Raw genomic sequence first — 17,467 nt, forward strand, 5'->3', positions numbered from 1 at the left:
CTAGCTCTCATCACGGCACCAGCGGTGAGGTAAAGCTGGGGACTTCAATGCCGTAACGGCTGGCAGGGTAAAAACGTACGGATGTATCAGCAGCAAGGGGCGTTTTTATACTGACGTTCAATGTTTCGCCGGGCAGAATATAGGTTTTTTTAATCGTGCCTTCGCCCCCGGAAGGTAAGAAGGTAATATTTTGGGCTAAACGTACAACGTAGGGAGACGGATTTTTGACGTTGATTGTTTGTCCGTTTCTGGACCAGGTTAATAATTTCCAGGCATCAGTAACGACCGGTAGATTTTTAGGACGAATTAATACCGGCAAATCCTGGCGTAGATTAAAACCTATTTTCATTCCCTTATTGGTAGATTTCGGAGGAATACCTTCAAACGTGACGCGTTTATAGTGCTCGACGGTGAGCGGTTCCGTGCTTTCCATAATAAAGCGTAGTTGCTGCTGCTGGCCTGCTTCAACGCGAACAACCGGTTGAGTGACATCCAGTTTCACACCATTGTCGTCAGGTAAATCAACGACGGTGGTATATAACAAAGCCGGATTGCTGTCGGTGTTTTTAACATTCATTACGCCGCTGTGTGTGGATTCTTCAATCACCAGTAGCGTAGTTTCCGGTACCATGCCGGCAGCGTTAGCCTGTGAAAAGAGTGCTGAAAAAACAAAGGGGACGCTGAGTAATAATAATGGAAGTTTAGTCACTGCTGGCATCAGAATTAGTCCTTTAATTTTGATCTGTCTCCCCATAATAAGGGAGACAGATCAATAACCTTTTTATACGGTCTGGATCAGAGATATTTAAGCGTGATGGTTGCCTGACCATCCAGAACAGTATCATCAGTAATGGCCAGCGTTGCAGTATCCTGAATGGCCAGTGAGGTTTTCAGCGGGAAAATGGCAAGAGTATACGGAACCGGTTCGGTGGTGCCTTTTGTAGCAACGGTAAACATTTCCATATTGCCGTTTTTGATAATCCCGGTGGTGGACTTCTGCCAGACTGGGCTATCAACGGTTCCTGAGATAGCGTCAGATTTTACACCATCAGCGGTAACGTTCGCGGTATCGGTGTAAATAGAGAACGCGCCGATTTTTACACCTTCGGTTGTTTTGCCAACGCCGTAGGACATTGTGGTATCAGATACTATACCATTAGTCATATTGCCATTGGCTATGGAGATAACGGATGCGCCTGGGTGGGTGTCCGCACGGTCATCGGTAATAGTCCAGGCTGCTTTGGTTGCAGACGGACAAGAGATACTCAGAGAGACATCTTTAGTGCCCAGTTGGTTTACATCGGTTGCGGAAAGTGTGGCGAGGCGGATAGTACCGTAATCAACCACGCCGCCGTCGCTGAGTTCTGGGGTACAACCGCCAACAATCAGTTGACCGGTGACTTTTAATACGGCGGTGGTGTCAGCATTCACGCTGGTTGTAGCAAAGGCTGCTGCAATTGCAGTAATAAGCAAAATTTTTTTCATTATAGTTCCATTAAAGAGGTGTTGAATATTCCATGTGAATGCTGGAGTTACAGATATACGAGTGTAAAGGTCGCCTGACCATCAAGCGTGGTGTTATCGGTAATAGCCAGTGTGTCCGTTCCCTGTATAGCGGCAGCTACGCGTATAGGAAATGTTGCAATGGTAAAAGCGGCGGGGCCATTTTCATCGCCGACACTATATGTTGTGATATTTGGAAATGTATTTGTAAGCGCAACGAATTCGTTTCCTGTGATAGCCCACAAATCTGGATTATTACTACTTGACGCTACCATTTTCGTCTGAATGCCATCGGCGGTCGCATTATTCAAGTCCATAGAGAGGCCGAATGAACCAATGTTGATACCACCTGCTGTTTTACCCAGACCTAGCTGATAGTTTGGTATTCTATTGTTCTGATGTCTAAATGTTGCGTCATCGATAGTCAATGATGTTACCGAATCGGCATGATTATCGGTAGCGGTCCAGCCAACTTTTGCCGGTGCAAGACACTGAATCGTGAGTGTTATATCTTTGTATCCCAGTTGATTCGTCTCAGTTGGCAGCAGATCGCTAACGGCCTTAGTACCGAAATCTACAACTCCACCATCACTTAACTCTGGTATACATGCGCCGTTGGTTAAAACGCCAGTCAGTTTTAATACAGCAGTGGATTCAACCGCTTGCGCTGAAGTTGATAATCCTATTACGACAGAGGTCGCTATTAATAATTTTTTCATCAGTAATCCCTAACGATTAAGTATATTTCCAAAGAACATGTAATGCGCGCCGGGATTCTATGAAGAGAATGATAGGTTGTAAATTTAATAAAATTAAATCTTGCTTAAGAAAAACTTTAATCATCATTGGTGATGATAAATGGTTTATAATTCGCTGGGTTTATGAAGTGCGGGGAAATAATATTAATTTTAAAGATTATAGTAGTTGGTGAGTGTGTTTTAACTATTTGTGCTATTCACTCATTTTTCAGAATATGTTGTTATGTTTAAATAATATCAGAGACACATTCATCTCTCTGATATTATTCATTTAGCGCACTGCTCTGGCAATCCACGCCGATAATTCCCGCAGTTCTTTTTCCTGCTCCGGGAAATCAACCAGTAGCGCTTCGCACGCCTGTTGCAGCATATCCGCGCGGTACAAGCACCCTTGCAGCCGCTCGGCCAGCGCTTCCAGCGGTGCCGGGTTCAGGCTATCGGTAAACACCTGTGCGCGGGTAATCACACCTTTCTCGACGTCAAAATGCAGCTCGACGCCGCCCCAGGTGAAACGTTCGTCCAGTAGATGGCTGAACGCCGGTGCCTGGCCGAAATTCCACTCCCAACTGCTCTGGCGCGCAAAGGTTTCGGCAAAATTCGGCAGATCCGGCGTTTTATCCGGTGAAATCACTTCCGCGTCGACGCGTTCGCCGTAATGGGCGAAAAAGGCTTCAGTGACCGCCTGGCAGACCTGTTCATGGGTGATACCCGGTATTAGCTCGGTAAGATTGGTCACGCGGGAGCGAACGGAGGTAATCCCTTTCGCCGCAAGTTTCTTTTTATCGGGATTCAGATAGTTCGCCAGGCGGCTGAGGTCGGCGTTCAACAGCAGCGTGCCGTGATGGAAACCGCGATCTTTGGTTTCGCGATAGGCTGAACCGGAGACTTTGCGATCGCCGTCCGGCGTTTTTACGACCAGATCGTTGCGTCCCGAAGCATCGGCCATGACCCCCAGCGAATTCAGCGCCGCGAGCACAATATGGGTGGAGATAGTTTTATCGTATTCCGGTTTACCGGCCATAAAGGTAAAGCAGGTATTACCGAGGTCATGGAATACCGCGCCGCCGCCGCTGCTACGGCGGGCCAGACGGACGTTATCTTCTTCCATACGCCGCGTATTACACTCTTTCCACGGGTTTTGCGCGCGTCCAATCACCACCGTATCCGCGTTGCGCCACAGGAACAGCACGCGCTGGGTGGCGGGCATCTGGCGGAAAATGCACTCCTCGACCGCCAGGTTAAACCAGGGATGGTAAGAGTCAGAAATAAGCAGGCGTAATGTTGTCATGGTGGTTTTCCTTACCTTTATTAAGCCGTCATTTTACTCTTTTTCCTCACGCTCTTCCTCTTCCGGAACAGGCTTGCTGGCCGTTAACAGGAAGGGCGACTGCTGCCAGCGGGTGCGTTTACCTTGTAGCAAGGTGCGCGTCAGCACCACGCCTATCGCCAGCGAGAGTAGCAGCATCAGACGTAGAATGTTGGTGGTGTTATCGACCTGCTTTGCTTCGGTGGCCAGCGTGTGGGTATCCAGCGTCAGACGCAGGTAGCCCAATGGGCCGTTTTTCCCCTGGATAGGCTCGACAATTTGTTGGTTAAAATAGCTGCCCGCTTTTTTGCCATCCAGCGCCAGCCTGTCGCGCACATTGACGCTTTCGCCAGCGCGAGTAATAAGATCGCCCTGTTCATCATAGACGCCGGCATCCAGAATACGGCTCTCTTGCGTGAGCTGACGCAGCACGGCGTTGATGCGATTTTCATCCGGTGTTTCGCTGCGCATCAGCGGGGCGATGTTGAGCGTCACCTGGCGCGCCAGCGTGCGGGCCAGCTCTTCCAGCTGCGGATTGCGCTGTCGCTGGTGGTTTTGACTAAACCAGGACGCGCCCTGCATGAGCGCGACGAGCAGTGTGAGACAGAACAATACAATGACTGCACGATGCAGCCGAAATTTCAGTTTTGCGCGAGCCATATTCCACCTGCTGAAAATTTGAGGCTTAATGTTGCCAGAAGCGATGGTTACAAGGTAGCCTCATGCGTTATTTTCCGCGGGGCGGTTACCGGCCTGAACGATTTACAGGAGCTTTAATGCCTAACATTACCTGGTGCGATCTGCCTGAAGATGTCTCTTTATGGCCTGGTTTGCCTCTTTCTTTAAGCGGCGACGAGGTGATGCCTCTGGATTACCATGCAGGCCGCAGCGGTTGGCTGTTGTATGGGCGCGGGCTGGATAAGCAGCGTTTAACTCAATATCAGACCAAACTGGGCGCCGCAATGGTGATTGTCGCCGCCTGGTGCGTGGAGGATTATCAGGTCATTCGTCTGGCGGGGTCGCTGACGCCGCGTGCGACGCGGCTGGCGCATGAGGCGCAGCTGGATGTCGCGCCGCTGGGTAAAATTCCGCATCTGCGCACACCGGGGCTGCTGGTCATGGATATGGATTCCACGGCGATCCAGATTGAGTGTATCGATGAAATCGCGAAGCTGGCCGGTACCGGTGAGAAGGTGGCTGAAGTGACGGAGCGCGCGATGCGCGGCGAGCTTGATTTTACCGCCAGCCTGCGCAGCCGCGTGGCGACGCTGAAAGGCGCGGATGCCGATATTTTGCGCCAGGTGCGCGGGAATCTGCCGCTAATGCCAGGATTAACGCAGCTGGTGCTAAAACTGGAAGCGCTTGGCTGGAAAATCGCTATCGCCTCCGGCGGCTTCACTTTCTTCGCCGACTATCTGCGTGACCAGCTACGCCTGACGGCGGCGGTCGCCAATGAGCTGGAGATCATGGACGGTAAATTTACCGGCCACGTTATCGGCGATATTGTGGATGCTGAGTATAAAGCCAATACCTTGCTTCGTCTGGCGCAAGAGCATGACATCCCGCTGGCGCAGACGGTGGCGATTGGCGACGGCGCTAACGATCTGCCCATGATCAAAGCGGCAGGGTTAGGTATTGCCTTCCATGCCAAGCCAAAAGTAAACGAAAAGACGGAGATTACGATCCGCCACGCTGACCTGATGGGCGTGTTTTGCATTCTCTCCGGCAGCATGAACCAGAAATGATTAACCTGCCCAATGGCAAGGCGACCGTAGGCCGGATAAGCGTCAGCGCCATCCGGCAACAGCGTTAACGAAAGAGGTAAAACGTGGCAAAAGCTCCCAAACGCGCCTTTGTTTGTAATGAATGCGGGGCCGATTACCCGCGCTGGCAGGGGCAATGCAGCGCCTGCCATGCCTGGAACACCATTACCGAGGTGCGCCTTGCCGCATCGCCGACGGTGGCGCGTAACGAACGTCTGAGCGGATACGCCGGCAGTGCGGGCGTATCAAAAGTGCAGAAACTGTCTGACATCAGTCTTGAGGAACTGCCGCGCTTTTCTACCGGTTTTAAAGAGTTTGACCGCGTGCTGGGCGGCGGGGTGGTACCCGGCAGCGCCATTTTGATTGGCGGTAATCCCGGCGCGGGCAAATCAACGTTGCTGCTACAAACGCTGTGCAAGCTCGCCGAGCAGATGAAAACACTGTACGTCACCGGCGAAGAGTCGCTACAGCAGGTGGCGATGCGTGCGCACCGTCTCGGCCTGCCGACCGCTAATCTGAATATGCTGTCGGAAACCAGCATCGAACAAATTTGCCTGATTGCCGAAGAAGAACAGCCGAAACTGATGGTGATCGACTCCATACAGGTGATGCATATGGCGGACATTCAGTCGTCGCCAGGCAGCGTCGCCCAGGTCCGCGAAACGGCAGCCTACCTGACGCGCTTCGCCAAAACGCGCGGCGTGGCGATCGTGATGGTCGGCCACGTCACCAAAGACGGGTCGCTGGCGGGGCCGAAAGTGCTGGAACACTGTATCGATTGCTCAGTATTGCTCGACGGCGACGCCGATTCTCGTTTCCGCACGCTGCGCAGCCACAAAAACCGCTTTGGCGCAGTCAATGAGCTGGGCGTCTTCGCCATGACCGAACAGGGGTTGCGCGAAGTGAGCAATCCGTCCGCCATCTTTTTAAGCCGTGGCGATGAGGTCACTTCCGGCAGTTCAGTGATGGTCGTCTGGGAAGGTACGCGACCGTTGCTGGTGGAGATTCAGGCGCTGGTCGATCACTCGATGATGGCGAACCCCAGACGCGTGGCGGTCGGTCTGGAACAAAACCGTCTGGCAATCCTGCTGGCGGTGCTGCATCGACACGGCGGTCTGCAAATGTCGGATCAGGACGTCTTCGTCAACGTGGTCGGCGGCGTGAAAGTCACCGAAACCAGCGCGGATCTGGCTTTACTGCTGGCGATGGTCTCCAGCCTGCGTGACAGGCCGTTGCCGCAGGATCTGGTGGTGTTTGGCGAAGTGGGGCTGGCAGGCGAGATTCGTCCGGTGCCGAGCGGGCAGGAGCGTATTTCCGAGGCGGCGAAACACGGTTTTCGTCGGGCGATTGTGCCTGCCGCCAACGTACCGAAAAAGCCGCCGGAAGGAATGCAGGTGTTCGGTGTTAAAAAGCTCGCAGATGCGTTAAGCGTGTTTGACGACTTATAATTCTCTGTATGTAGTGATGTTGTATAATTTGCCGGATGGCGATGCAATGCGTCTTATCCGGCCTACGGATTGATACGGATTGATGTTGTAGGCCTGATAAGCGAAGCGCCGTCAGGCAGTGTTATGCGATTTTTCCAGCAGGAGGCTCTTGTGTCATCGTTCGACTATCTCAAAACCGCGATTAAGCAGCAAGGTTGCACTCTGCAACAGGTGGCTGACGCCAGCGGTATGACCAAGGGGTATCTGAGTCAGTTACTTAACGCCAAAATCAAAAGCCCCAGCGCGCAAAAACTGGAGGCGCTACACCGTTTTCTCGGGCTGGAGTTTCCCCGCCGACAGAAAAACATTGGCGTGGTGTTCGGTAAATTTTATCCATTGCATACCGGACACATCTACTTGATCCAGCGCGCCTGTAGCCAGGTGGATGAGTTGCACATCATTATGGGATATGACGATACGCGCGACCGCGGGCTGTTTGAGGATAGCGCCATGTCGCAGCAGCCCACCGTGTCGGATCGCCTGCGCTGGTTATTGCAAACCTTCAAATACCAAAAAAATATTCGCATCCACGCCTTTAATGAAGAGGGGATGGAGCCTTATCCGCATGGCTGGGACGTCTGGAGCAACGGCATTAAAGCGTTTATGGCAGAGAAGGGAATACAGCCGAGCTGGATCTACACTTCCGAAGAGGCTGATGCGCCGCAGTATCTTGAGCATTTAGGGATTGAGACGGTGCTGGTCGATCCTGAACGCACGTTTATGAATATCAGCGGGGCGCAAATCCGCGAAAATCCGTTTCGTTACTGGGAATATATTCCTACCGAAGTGAAGCCGTTTTTCGTGCGTACCGTCGCGATTCTGGGCGGGGAATCAAGCGGCAAGTCTACGCTGGTCAATAAGCTCGCCAATATTTTTAATACCACCAGCGCCTGGGAATATGGCCGCGACTATGTCTTTTCGCATCTGGGCGGCGATGAGATGGCGTTACAGTATTCCGACTACGATAAAATTGCGCTGGGTCATGCGCAATATATTGATTTTGCAGTGAAATATGCGAATAAAGTGGCGTTTATCGATACCGATTTCGTCACCACCCAGGCATTTTGCAAAAAATACGAAGGGCGCGAGCATCCGTTTGTCCAGGCGCTGATCGACGAGTATCGCTTCGACCTGGTGATTTTGCTGGAGAATAATACGCCGTGGATAGCTGACGGACTGCGAAGCCTGGGCAGTTCAGTGGATCGCAAAGCGTTCCAGAACCTGCTGGTCGAGATGCTGAAAGAAAACAACATTGAGTTCGTTCACGTTAAAGAGGCTGATTACGATGGCCGCTTTTTGCGCTGTGTGGAACTGGTGAAAGAGATGATGGGCGAGCAGGGATAAGAACCCATGCCTGATGCGACGCTTACCGCGTCTTATCAGGCCTACAGTTTCACAACGTACTGGAATCGCTGGGTTTGTAGGCCGGGTAAGCGCAAGCGCCACCCGGCATTCAGACATTTATTTGGCAATACGCTTGTACTTGATACGCTTCGGCTCCAGCGCCTCGGCGCCCAGCGTGCGTTTCTTGTACTCTTCGTATTCGGTAAAGTTGCCTTCGAAGAATTCCACCTTACCTTCATCCTGATAATCCAGGATGTGGGTGGCGATACGGTCAAGGAACCAACGGTCGTGCGAGATAACCATCGCGCAGCCAGGGAACTCCAGCAGGGCGTTTTCCAGCGCGCGCAGGGTTTCGATATCCAGGTCGTTCGTCGGTTCGTCGAGCAGCAGGACGTTGCCGCCCACCTGCAGCAGCTTCGCCAGATGCAAACGACCGCGCTCACCGCCGGACAGTTCGCCAACGCGTTTGCCCTGATCGACGCCTTTGAAGTTGAAGCGGCCTACATAGGCGCGGCTTGGCATTTCAGTGTTGCCGATCTTCATGATATCCAGCCCGCCGGACACTTCTTCCCAGACGGTTTTGCTGTTGTCCATCGCGTCGCGGAACTGATCGACCGAGGCCAGCTTGACGGTTTCACCCAGCGTAATGGTGCCGCTATCAGGCTGCTCCTGACCGGACATCATGCGGAACAGGGTCGATTTACCCGCGCCGTTTGGCCCGATGATCCCGACGATAGCGCCTTTCGGCACCGAGAAACTCAGGTCATCGATCAGTACGCGGTCGCCGTAGGATTTACGCAGGTTGCTGACTTCAATGACTTTGTCGCCCAGACGCGGTCCTGGTGGAATAAACAGTTCGTTGGTTTCGTTACGTTTCTGATACTCAACGCTGTTCAGTTCTTCAAAGCGAGCCAGACGCGCCTTACCTTTCGACTGACGGCCTTTCGCGCCCTGACGCACCCACTCCAGCTCTTTCTCAATGGATTTACGGCGCGCTGCTTCGGCAGACGCTTCCTGCGCCAGACGCTGATCTTTCTGCTCCAGCCAGGAGGAGTAGTTGCCTTCCCACGGAATACCTTCGCCGCGGTCAAGTTCCAGAATCCAACCGGCGACGTTATCGAGGAAGTAACGGTCGTGGGTAATCGCCACGACGGTGCCTTCGAAGTCGTGCAGGAAACGTTCCAGCCACGCAACAGATTCGGCATCCAGGTGGTTGGTGGGTTCGTCGAGCAGCAGCATATCCGGCTTTTCCAGCAACAGACGGCACAGCGCCACGCGACGGCGCTCGCCGCCGGACAGTTTTTCGACTTTGGCATCCCAGTCCGGCAGACGCAGAGCGTCAGCTGCGCGCTCAAGTTGCACGTTCAGGTTATGACCGTCGTGCGCCTGGATAATCTCTTCAAGCCGGCCTTGCTCTGCCGCCAGCTTGTCGAAGTCGGCATCCGGATCGGCATACAGCGCGTACACTTCATCCAGACGTTTGAGGGCGTTAACCACTTCCGAAACGGCCTCTTCAATCGACTCGCGTACCGTATGTTCCGGGTTTAGCTGAGGTTCCTGCGGCAGGTAGCCAATCTTAATGCCGGGCTGCGGGCGCGCTTCACCCTCGATATCTTTATCGAGACCCGCCATGATGCGCAGCAGGGTAGACTTACCGGCGCCGTTAAGGCCCAGCACGCCGATTTTGGCGCCAGGGAAGAAGCTCAGCGAGATGTTTTTCAGAATATGACGTTTCGGCGGAACCACTTTGCCGACACGATGCATGGTATAAACGAATTGAGCCACGTTGGACTTCGCCTCTATGTTTATCGTGATGGTGAATAGATTTCAAAGGCGAAGTGTAGCCTTTTTCCCTGCCTAAGCCCAGCCAGCAGATCGCACTCGCAATAAAAGTAAAAAAGTGTCCGTAACGTGGCGCAAATGGCTATGACTGGTTAGCATAAATTCATTACGCGGCATGATGCTGCATTGGATAACAATTGAGGAAGTGCTTGTGGATAGAGCCAAACCATTTGTCTGGCGTCTCGTCGCCGCCAGCGTATGCCTGCTGACCTTTTGTCACCTCGCGCGGGCCGACTCACTGGAAGAGCAGCGTAACCGCTATGCGCAGATTAAGCAGGCCTGGGACAACCGCCAGATGGATGTGGTAGAGCAGATGATGCCGGGTCTGAAAGATTATCCGCTCTACCCGTATCTGGAATACCGTAAGATCACCGACGATTTGATGAACCAACCGGCGATTGCCGTCACGCAGTTTGTGCGCGCCAATCCTACGCTTCCGCCTGCGCGTACGCTGCAATCACGCTTCGTCAATGAGCTGGCGCGTCGTGAAGACTGGCGCGGCTTGCTGGCGTTTAGCCCGGAGAAACCCGGCACCACGGAAGCGCAATGTAACTATTACTACGCGAAATGGAGTACCGGGCAAACGGAAGCGGCCTGGCAGGGCGCGAAAGACCTTTGGCTGACCGGCAAAAGTCAGCCGAATGCCTGCGATAAACTTTTCAGCGTTTGGCGGGCCTCCGGCAAGCAAGACCCGCTGGCGTATCTGGAACGTATTCGGCTGGCGATGAAAGCCGGGAATACGGGGTTGGTTACGGTGCTGGCCGGACAGATGCCGGCGGAATATCAAACGATCGCCTCAGCGATCATTACCCTCGCTAATGACCCTAATAACGTGTTGACCTTCGCACGCACCACCGGCGCCACCGATTTTACCCGCCAGATGGCGGAAGTCGCGTTTGCCAGCGTCGCCCGCCAGGACGCGGAAAATGCGCGTCTGATGATCCCCTCGCTGGTACAGGCGCAGAAACTTAATGAGGAACAAACGCAGGCGCTGCGCGATATCGTTGCCTGGCGACTGATGGGCAACGATGTGACCGATGCGCAGGCGAAATGGCGCGATGACGCGATTATGCGCTCGCAATCGACGTCGCTTATCGAGCGGCGCGTGCGTATGGCGCTGGGGATGGGCGATCGTCGCGGTCTCAATACCTGGCTTGCCCGCCTGCCGATGGAGGCGAAAGAGAAAGACGAGTGGCGTTACTGGCAGGCGGATTTATTGCTGGAGCGCGGTCGTGACGCCGAAGCGAAAGAGATCCTTCATGCTTTAATGCAGAAGCGCGGTTTTTATCCGATGGTCGCGGCGCAGCGTTTAGGCGAAGAGTACACGCTTAAAATCGATAAAGCGCCCGCCAACGTAAACAGCGCGTTGACGCAGGGGCCTGAGATGGCGCGTGTACGGGAGCTGATGTACTGGAACCTGGATAACACGGCGCGCAGCGAATGGGCGAATCTGGTAAAAAGCCGTAGTAAATCTGAACAGGCGCAGCTGGCGCGCTATGCGTTTAACCAGCACTGGTGGGATCTGAGCGTACAGGCGACGATCGCCGGAAAACTGTGGGATCATCTGGAGGAGCGTTTCCCGCTGGCGTATAACGATCTTTTTACCCGCTATACCCGCGGAAAAGATATCTCACAAAGCTATGCCATGGCGATTGCCCGCCAGGAGAGCGCCTGGAACCCGAAAGTAAAATCGCCGGTAGGGGCCAGCGGCTTAATGCAGATTATGCCGGGCACGGCCACCCATACGGTGAAAATGTTTTCGATTCCGGACTACCGCGGCCCCGGTCAACTGCTGGAGCCGGAGACCAACATCAACATTGGCACCAGCTATTTGCAGTATGTTTATCAGCAGTTTGGCAATAACCGCATTTTCGCCTCGGCGGCGTATAACGCCGGGCCGGGGCGCGTGCGCACCTGGCTTGGCAATAGCGCCGGGCGTATCGATGCCGTAGCGTTTGTCGAAAGCATTCCCTTTTCGGAAACGCGCGGCTACGTGAAAAACGTTCTGGCCTATGACGCTTACTATCGCCACTTTATGGGGCAGAAAGAGGCCTTAATGAGCGACTCTGAGTGGCAGCGACGGTATTAATGCAGACGGGTTATGTTATCATTTGTACTCGTGTAACAGTACAAACGGCGGTATAACATGACCCAGCATTCCCCTTATTCATCGGCTATCGCCGAACAACGTAATCAGGAGTGGCTTCGTTTTGTGGAGTTACTCCGTCAGGCATATGCAGAGGATCTGCATCTGCCTTTATTACAACTGATGCTTACGCCGGACGAGCGTGAAGCGCTGGGAACGCGCGTGCGCATTATTGAGGAGTTGCTGCGTGGCGAAATGAGCCAGCGCGAGTTGAAAACCGAGCTGGGGGCGGGCATCGCCACCATCACGCGCGGGTCAAACAGCCTGAAATCCGCGCCGGTTGAACTGCGTCATTGGCTTGAGAACGTACTGCTGAAAAACGCCTGATTTGCTCCTAGGCCGGATAAGGCGAAGCGGCCATCCGGCAACATCGCCGCGAAATGCCTGATGGCGCTGTGCTTATCAGGCCTACAACATAGCGCAAATAATTATCGATACACCGCGTTATGAAACGGGCTTAACGCCAGGATCACCGCCTGGTAGTAAACGCTGGAGCGCGTTAATTTTCCGGCGGTAAATACGCCAATGGCGCCCTCTTTGCGACCAATCTCGTCAATACCTGTGTACTGCGACATCACCGGGCCAAGCGCTTCTCCCTGGCGGACTCTGTCGAGAATGACGGCGGGCAGCGGCAGCGTGGCCGATCGCGCTTCACCGCGCTGAACGCCGTTATCAATCACCACCCAACTGAAGGTGGCGTCATCGTCAATTCCGGCTTCAATGGCTACCCAGAAATCAGCTTGTGGATGCAGGCGTCGCGCATTATCCACGCGATTTCGTGCGCCAGCACGCGTTTCCTCGCTTCCGAAGGGCTGCTCCGGTACGCCGCTCTCGACGGCGACGGGCGTAATATGGCACGATCCTTCGCCGAAAATCTCTTCAAATGCCTGTAGAATTGCCTGAATTTTGGCAGGATTGGTGGTCGCAGAGATAACCTGGTGCATAATTAAGCTCAGTTTTAAAAATTTATCGCAGTATAACGGAAAAAAAACATGTTACAGGTATACCTTGTTCGCCACGGTGAAACGCAGTGGAACGCCGAGCGACGTATTCAGGGCCAATCGGACAGTCCCCTGACAGCAAAAGGCGAGCAGCAGGCCATGCAGGTAGGAGAACGCGCCCGCAGCCTCGGCATCACCCATATCATCAGCAGCGATTTAGGCCGCACAAAACGCACGGCGGAGATTATCGCCCAGGCGTGCGGGTGTGATATCACCTTTGACTCCCGCCTGCGCGAGCTGGATATGGGCGTGCTGGAAAAGCGCCAGATCGATTCGCTGACGGAAGAAGAAGAGGGCTGGCGTCGTCAGTTAGTCAACGGCACGCAGGATGGCCGCATTCCCGGTGGGGAATCGATGCAGGAGTTGAGCGATCGCGTTCATGCCGCGCTGGCGTCCTGTCTGGAGCTACCGCAGGGCAGCCGACCTTTATTGGTCAGTCACGGTATCGCGTTGGGCTGTCTGGTCAGTACTATACTGGGACTACCCGCCTGGGCGGAACGCCGGTTACGTTTGCGCAACTGCTCTATTTCCCGCATCGATTACCAGGAAAGTCAGTGGCTGGCGTCTGGGTGGGTGGTAGAAACCGCAGGGGACGTTTCGCATCTGGACGCCCCTGCATTGGATGAGCTACAGCGTTAACGGCGAATCGGGATCAGAAATTCGCAGCGCAGGTTGATAGGGCGATCGCCGGTTTTGGTATCTTCTGACGGGTAGTATCGCTCTATATCCTGTCCTTTACGACGGGTCAGATTCAGCATTGGCATACAGGTGCCGTAAACGGTCAGGATAAAATCCTGCACGCCGGTTCCTAACCCTTCATAGGTGAACATGACGTATTCACCGCCCTGCAACAGCACAGGATGCGCCGACTGAACATAGCCATCGGCCTGCTCTTGCGGCAGTGCGGTGGTATAGAATACTTCCTGCTCATCGTCTTTCTCCATGCTGGGGCGCGTTTCATTAAGCCCATAAAGCACTGGCGGAATAGTTGGCGAATGACCGAGGAAATCATGCCAGAATTGCACGCGCATTTCGTGGCGGAAGTCGGAAATCTGTTCCAGCGAGCAGGAATAGCTCTGCGTGACGCCAAGGAGCGGCGTATCTTCCAGCGTAACGAACTGATGTTCCGGCACGGTAAACTCGCCCAGCCGTAATGGCGGGCGAATGCCAAAGGCGCTCCATTCCGAGGAGCGACGATACAGCGCTGGCGTCTGGGAAAACTGTTTCTTAAAGGCGCGCGTAAAGGTTTGCTGAGAATCGAAGCGGTACTGAAGAGCAATATCCAGAATTGGACGCGCGGTCAAACGCAGCGCCACTGCTGATTTCGATAAACGACGGGCGCGGATGTAAGCGCCAATGGCGTGGCCCGTCACGTCCTTAAACATTCTCTGCAGGTGCCACTTGGAATAGCCTGCTTTTGCCGCCACATTGTCAAGTGACAGCGGCTGATCCAGATGACCTTCCAGCCAGATTAACAGGTCGCGAATTATGCCAGCCTGATCCATAAAATATCCCCATCCTTTCAACAACGAGCACCCGATATCAGGTAAGAGGATAATAGCATTTTTTGTTCTTTTAGCATTCAGTGTTTTTTTTGAGCTTAAATGCTTTTTTTAGGCAACGTGACAGGTAATTATTCTAATCCTGTGATCTATAACCATTTTATTTTAGAATGTCTAATAATTACGCAACGTAACTTTTATGAATGGTAACAATATGAAATACAAGAGCTTAGTACTTTTCTCAATTTTGTTGCTGCTGGGGCAGAGCGCCCGTGCGGAACAAATTGGTTCAGTCGATACGGTATTTAAAATGTTCGGTCCTGACCATAAAATCGTGGTGGAAGCTTTTGACGATCCTGATGTCAAAAACGTGACGTGCTATGTTAGCCGGGCGAAAACGGGCGGCATAAAAGGCGGATTAGGGCTGGCGGAAGATACGTCTGACGCCGCCATCTCTTGCCAGCAGGTCGGGCCTATTGAACTGAGCGACAAAATTAAGAACGGCAAGGCGCAGGGAGAGGTGGTTTTCAAAAAACGCACCTCATTGATATTTAAGTCATTGCAGGTCGTGCGTTTCTATGATGAGAAACGCAACACGCTGGCGTATCTGGCCTACTCCGACAAAGTAGTCGATGGGTCGCCGAAGAACGCCATCAGCGCGGTGCCGGTCATGCCGTGGCGACAATAACAGGGAAAGAGTATGCAGCAACCGCAGGTCTGGTTAGTCGAGGATGAACAGGGAATCGCCGATACGCTCATCTACACCCTGCAACTGGAAGGGTTTACCGTTGAGCTATTCGCTCGCGGGCTGCCCGCGCTGGAAAAAGCGCGTCAGCAACGGCCAGATGCGGTGATTCTCGATGTGGGACTGCCGGATATCAGCGGCTTTGAGCTGTGTCGGCAGTTGCTGGAACGCCATCCTGCGCTGCCGATTCTTTTCCTGACTGCCCGTAGCGATGAAGTGGATCGATTGCTTGGTCTGGAGATCGGCGCAGATGATTATGTCGCCAAGCCGTTCTCGCCGCGCGAAGTGAGCGCCCGCGTGCGCACGCTGTTGCGCCGGGTGAAAAAGTTTGCTGCGCCGTCGCCGGTGGTGCGTACCGGACATTTTGAACTCAATGAACCGGCGGCGCAGATCGCCTGGTTTGGTACGCCGCTCTCGCTGACGCGTTATGAGTTTCTGCTTCTTAAAACCCTGCTGCTGTCGCCGGAGCGCGTGTACTCGCGTCAGCAATTGATGGATATTGTCTGGTCTGATGCCCAGGAGACCTTCGATCGGACGGTCGATACACACATCAAAACCCTGCGCGCTAAGCTACGCGTGATCAACCCGGATCTCTCGCCAATTAACACGCATCGTGGAATGGGATACAGCCTGAGGAGCGTCTGATGCGCATCGGAATGCGTTTGCTACTGGGCTACTTTCTTATTGTCGCCGTCGCCGCTGTGTTTGTGCTGTCTATCTTTGTTCAGGAGATAAAGCCGGGCGTCCGCCGCGCGACGGAAGGGACGCTGATTGACACCGCGACGCTGCTGGCGGCGCTGGCCCGCGACGATCTTCTCTCCGGCAACCCGACTGACGGCCAGTTGGCGAAAGCATTCGCCCAGCTGCAACATCGCCCGTTTCGCGCCAATATCAGCGGGATCGTCAAAGTGCGCAATGAATACCATGTCTACATGACGGATGCGCAGGGGAAGGTATTGTTTGATTCGGAAAACAAAGCGGTGGGGCAGGATTATTCTCGCTGGAATGACGTCTGGCTTACGCTGCGCGGACAGTATGGCGCCCGCAGCACGGCAAAAGATGCTGCCGATCCCAATAGCACGGTGATGTACGTAGCCGCGCCGATAATCAGCGATGGACGGATTATCGGTGTCCTGACTGTCGGCAAACCGAATGCGGCAATGGCGCCGGTGATTAAGCGCAGCGAACGGCGCATTCTATGGGCCAGCGCCGTTTTACTGGGAATTGCGCTGGCGATTGGCGCGGGGATGGTCTGGTGGATTAACCGCTCCATCGCCCGGTTGACGCGCTATGCGGATTCCGTCACCGAAAACCGCCCGCTTGCGTTACCTGCATTAGGCAGCAGCGAGCTGCGTAAACTGGCGCAGGCGCTGGAGAGTATGCGCATTAAGCTGGAAGGCAAGAATGAGATTGAGCAGTACGTGTATGCGTTGACTCATGAGCTGAAAAGTCCGCTGGCGGCGATACGCGGCGCGGCGGAGATTCTGCGTGAAGGACCGCCCGCGGATGTGGTTACCCGCTTTACAGAGAATATACTGGCGCAAAATACGCGAATGCAGGCGCTGGTAGAGACCCTGCTGCGCCAGGCGCGGCTGGAAAACCGGCAGGATATCCCTCTCGCGCCGGTTGCTGTTGATGAGCTATTTACGCAGCTTGGCGAGGCGCGCAGTATTCAGTTGGCGGCAAAAAAGATCACCCTTACTCTACGGCCTTCCTCGCTGGTTGTCGTCGCCGACGCGGAGCTTCTGGCGCAGGCGCTGGGCAATGTGTTGGACAATGCCATCGACTTTACGCCTGAAAATGGCGTTATCACATTAAGCGCTCAGCCGATGGGGGAGAAAGCGATCCTGCAGGTGACGGATTCCGGCTGTGGTATTCCTGATTTTGCGCTGCCGCGCATTTTCGACCGATTCTATTCGTTGCCCCGTGAAAACGGGCGTAAAAGCAGTGGGCTTGGACTGGCGTTTGTCAGCGAGGCGGCGCGGCTCCTCAACGGTGAGGTGACGTTGTGCAACCGCCCGGAAGGCGGCGTGCTGGCCTCGTTGACACTTCACCGTCACTTCACATAAC

The 17,467-nt window shown here is 54.0% G+C and carries 17 protein-coding genes; 9 read left to right on the top strand and 8 right to left on the bottom strand.

The window, feature by feature from the left end; all coding sequences use genetic code 11:
* Nucleotides 1-10 precede the first annotated feature (10 nt).
* The 5 genes from stjC to ACLJPQ_RS10430 form a co-directional block, all read right to left on the bottom strand.
* Nucleotides 11-718, bottom strand: a complete 708-nt coding sequence (stjC, locus tag ACLJPQ_RS10410) for a fimbrial biogenesis chaperone StjC (protein ID WP_001112028.1) — start codon at nt 716-718, stop codon at nt 11-13.
* A 77-nt stretch (nt 719-795) separates the two neighbouring features.
* Nucleotides 796-1,485 carry a DUF1120 domain-containing protein gene (locus tag ACLJPQ_RS10415; protein ID WP_000722272.1) on the bottom strand — a complete coding sequence of 230 codons (690 nt, stop codon included), beginning with the start codon at nt 1,483-1,485 and terminating at the stop codon, nt 796-798.
* A 47-nt stretch (nt 1,486-1,532) separates the two neighbouring features.
* Nucleotides 1,533-2,222: a DUF1120 domain-containing protein gene (locus ACLJPQ_RS10420; RefSeq protein WP_000734712.1), complete on the bottom strand. Its 690-nt coding sequence runs from the start codon at nt 2,220-2,222 to the stop codon at nt 1,533-1,535.
* Nucleotides 2,223-2,532: 310 nt separating this feature from the next.
* Nucleotides 2,533-3,549: a lipoate--protein ligase LplA gene (lplA, locus tag ACLJPQ_RS10425; RefSeq protein WP_080185057.1), complete on the bottom strand. Its 1,017-nt coding sequence runs from the start codon at nt 3,547-3,549 to the stop codon at nt 2,533-2,535.
* A gap of 33 nt (nt 3,550-3,582) precedes the next feature.
* Nucleotides 3,583-4,227, bottom strand: a complete 645-nt coding sequence (locus ACLJPQ_RS10430; protein WP_000090067.1) for a YtjB family periplasmic protein — start codon at nt 4,225-4,227, stop codon at nt 3,583-3,585.
* 116 nt (nt 4,228-4,343) lie between these two features.
* Between ACLJPQ_RS10430 and serB the strand changes: the two genes are divergently transcribed.
* The 3 genes from serB to nadR all read left to right on the top strand — a co-directional run bounded on the left by serB (nt 4,344) and on the right by nadR (nt 8,161).
* Nucleotides 4,344-5,312 carry a phosphoserine phosphatase gene (gene serB / locus ACLJPQ_RS10435; RefSeq protein ID WP_001132983.1) on the top strand — a complete coding sequence of 323 codons (969 nt, stop codon included), beginning with the start codon at nt 4,344-4,346 and terminating at the stop codon, nt 5,310-5,312.
* 83 nt (nt 5,313-5,395) lie between these two features.
* Nucleotides 5,396-6,778 carry a DNA repair protein RadA gene (gene radA / locus ACLJPQ_RS10440; protein WP_001029710.1) on the top strand — a complete coding sequence of 461 codons (1,383 nt, stop codon included), beginning with the start codon at nt 5,396-5,398 and terminating at the stop codon, nt 6,776-6,778.
* Nucleotides 6,779-6,928: 150 nt separating this feature from the next.
* Nucleotides 6,929-8,161 carry a multifunctional transcriptional regulator/nicotinamide-nucleotide adenylyltransferase/ribosylnicotinamide kinase NadR gene (nadR, locus tag ACLJPQ_RS10445; protein ID WP_001532645.1) on the top strand — a complete coding sequence of 411 codons (1,233 nt, stop codon included), beginning with the start codon at nt 6,929-6,931 and terminating at the stop codon, nt 8,159-8,161.
* Nucleotides 8,162-8,278: 117 nt separating this feature from the next.
* Here the strand turns inward: nadR and ettA are convergent, their stop codons facing one another.
* Nucleotides 8,279-9,946 (bottom strand): energy-dependent translational throttle protein EttA, encoded by a 1,668-nt coding sequence (gene ettA / locus ACLJPQ_RS10450; protein WP_000046770.1) that lies wholly within the window; start codon nt 9,944-9,946, stop codon nt 8,279-8,281.
* Between the two features lie 175 nt (nt 9,947-10,121).
* Here ettA and sltY point away from each other — a divergent pair, with 175 nt between their 5' ends.
* Together sltY and trpR are read left to right on the top strand one after the other, a co-directional pair.
* Complete coding sequence (sltY, locus tag ACLJPQ_RS10455; RefSeq protein WP_155580949.1) at nt 10,122-12,092, top strand: murein transglycosylase; 1,971 nt, start codon at nt 10,122-10,124, stop codon at nt 12,090-12,092.
* A 57-nt stretch (nt 12,093-12,149) separates the two neighbouring features.
* Nucleotides 12,150-12,476 (top strand): trp operon repressor, encoded by a 327-nt coding sequence (gene trpR / locus ACLJPQ_RS10460; RefSeq protein WP_000192003.1) that lies wholly within the window; start codon nt 12,150-12,152, stop codon nt 12,474-12,476.
* A gap of 101 nt (nt 12,477-12,577) precedes the next feature.
* On the opposite strand, the gene yjjX is transcribed toward trpR, so the two are convergent.
* Nucleotides 12,578-13,093, bottom strand: a complete 516-nt coding sequence (gene yjjX / locus ACLJPQ_RS10465; RefSeq protein ID WP_000554311.1) for an inosine/xanthosine triphosphatase — start codon at nt 13,091-13,093, stop codon at nt 12,578-12,580.
* A 48-nt stretch (nt 13,094-13,141) separates the two neighbouring features.
* On the opposite strand from yjjX, the gene gpmB reads away from it, so the two are divergent.
* On the top strand, nt 13,142-13,789 hold the full coding sequence (gene gpmB, locus ACLJPQ_RS10470) for a 2,3-diphosphoglycerate-dependent phosphoglycerate mutase GpmB (protein WP_000942363.1): 648 nt from the start codon (nt 13,142-13,144) through the stop codon (nt 13,787-13,789).
* Here the strand turns inward: gpmB and robA are convergent.
* The gene (gene robA, locus ACLJPQ_RS10475) at nt 13,786-14,655 is read right to left on the bottom strand and encodes an MDR efflux pump AcrAB transcriptional activator RobA (protein ID WP_000371685.1); all 870 of its coding nucleotides are present in this window, start codon (nt 14,653-14,655) and stop codon (nt 13,786-13,788) included. The two genes, gpmB and robA, sit on opposite strands and share 4 nt — an antisense overlap.
* Before the next feature lie 211 nt (nt 14,656-14,866).
* On the opposite strand from robA, the gene creA reads away from it, so the two are divergent.
* Genes creA through creC form a run of 3 tightly spaced genes read left to right on the top strand, consistent with a single transcriptional unit; the run spans nt 14,867 to nt 17,466 of the window.
* On the top strand, nt 14,867-15,340 hold the full coding sequence (gene creA, locus ACLJPQ_RS10480; protein WP_000875811.1) for a protein CreA: 474 nt from the start codon (nt 14,867-14,869) through the stop codon (nt 15,338-15,340).
* A 12-nt stretch (nt 15,341-15,352) separates the two neighbouring features.
* Nucleotides 15,353-16,042, top strand: coding sequence for a two-component system response regulator CreB (gene creB, locus ACLJPQ_RS10485; RefSeq protein WP_061383312.1), 690 nt, complete (start codon nt 15,353-15,355; stop codon nt 16,040-16,042).
* A complete protein-coding gene (gene creC, locus ACLJPQ_RS10490) occupies nt 16,042-17,466 on the top strand; it encodes a two-component system sensor histidine kinase CreC (protein WP_080185059.1) in 1,425 nt (474 codons plus the stop codon). The genes creB and creC overlap by 1 nt, the downstream gene beginning before the upstream one ends.
* Nucleotide 17,467: the final 1 nt, after the last annotated feature.

The organism is Salmonella sp. SAL04213, assembly GCF_046550535.1.
Lineage (GTDB): Bacteria > Pseudomonadota > Gammaproteobacteria > Enterobacterales > Enterobacteriaceae > Salmonella > Salmonella enterica.

What these genes read in the sequence shown, in the direction of transcription:
- stjC (WP_001112028.1), bottom strand. Translation starts at nt 718, where the DNA reads ATGCCAGCAGTGACTAAACTTCCATTATTATTACTCAGCGTCCCCTTT.
- ACLJPQ_RS10415 (WP_000722272.1), bottom strand. Translation starts at nt 1,485, where the DNA reads ATGAAAAAAATTTTGCTTATTACTGCAATTGCAGCAGCCTTTGCTACA.
- ACLJPQ_RS10420 (WP_000734712.1), bottom strand. Translation starts at nt 2,222, where the DNA reads ATGAAAAAATTATTAATAGCGACCTCTGTCGTAATAGGATTATCAACT.
- lplA (WP_080185057.1), bottom strand. Translation starts at nt 3,549, where the DNA reads ATGACAACATTACGCCTGCTTATTTCTGACTCTTACCATCCCTGGTTT.
- ACLJPQ_RS10430 (WP_000090067.1), bottom strand. Translation starts at nt 4,227, where the DNA reads ATGGCTCGCGCAAAACTGAAATTTCGGCTGCATCGTGCAGTCATTGTA.
- serB (WP_001132983.1), top strand. Translation starts at nt 4,344, where the DNA reads ATGCCTAACATTACCTGGTGCGATCTGCCTGAAGATGTCTCTTTATGG.
- sltY (WP_155580949.1), top strand. Translation starts at nt 10,122, where the DNA reads ATGCTGCATTGGATAACAATTGAGGAAGTGCTTGTGGATAGAGCCAAA.
- trpR (WP_000192003.1), top strand. Translation starts at nt 12,150, where the DNA reads ATGACCCAGCATTCCCCTTATTCATCGGCTATCGCCGAACAACGTAAT.
- yjjX (WP_000554311.1), bottom strand. Translation starts at nt 13,093, where the DNA reads ATGCACCAGGTTATCTCTGCGACCACCAATCCTGCCAAAATTCAGGCA.
- gpmB (WP_000942363.1), top strand. Translation starts at nt 13,142, where the DNA reads ATGTTACAGGTATACCTTGTTCGCCACGGTGAAACGCAGTGGAACGCC.
- robA (WP_000371685.1), bottom strand. Translation starts at nt 14,655, where the DNA reads ATGGATCAGGCTGGCATAATTCGCGACCTGTTAATCTGGCTGGAAGGT.
- creA (WP_000875811.1), top strand. Translation starts at nt 14,867, where the DNA reads ATGAAATACAAGAGCTTAGTACTTTTCTCAATTTTGTTGCTGCTGGGG.
- creB (WP_061383312.1), top strand. Translation starts at nt 15,353, where the DNA reads ATGCAGCAACCGCAGGTCTGGTTAGTCGAGGATGAACAGGGAATCGCC.
- creC (WP_080185059.1), top strand. Translation starts at nt 16,042, where the DNA reads ATGCGCATCGGAATGCGTTTGCTACTGGGCTACTTTCTTATTGTCGCC.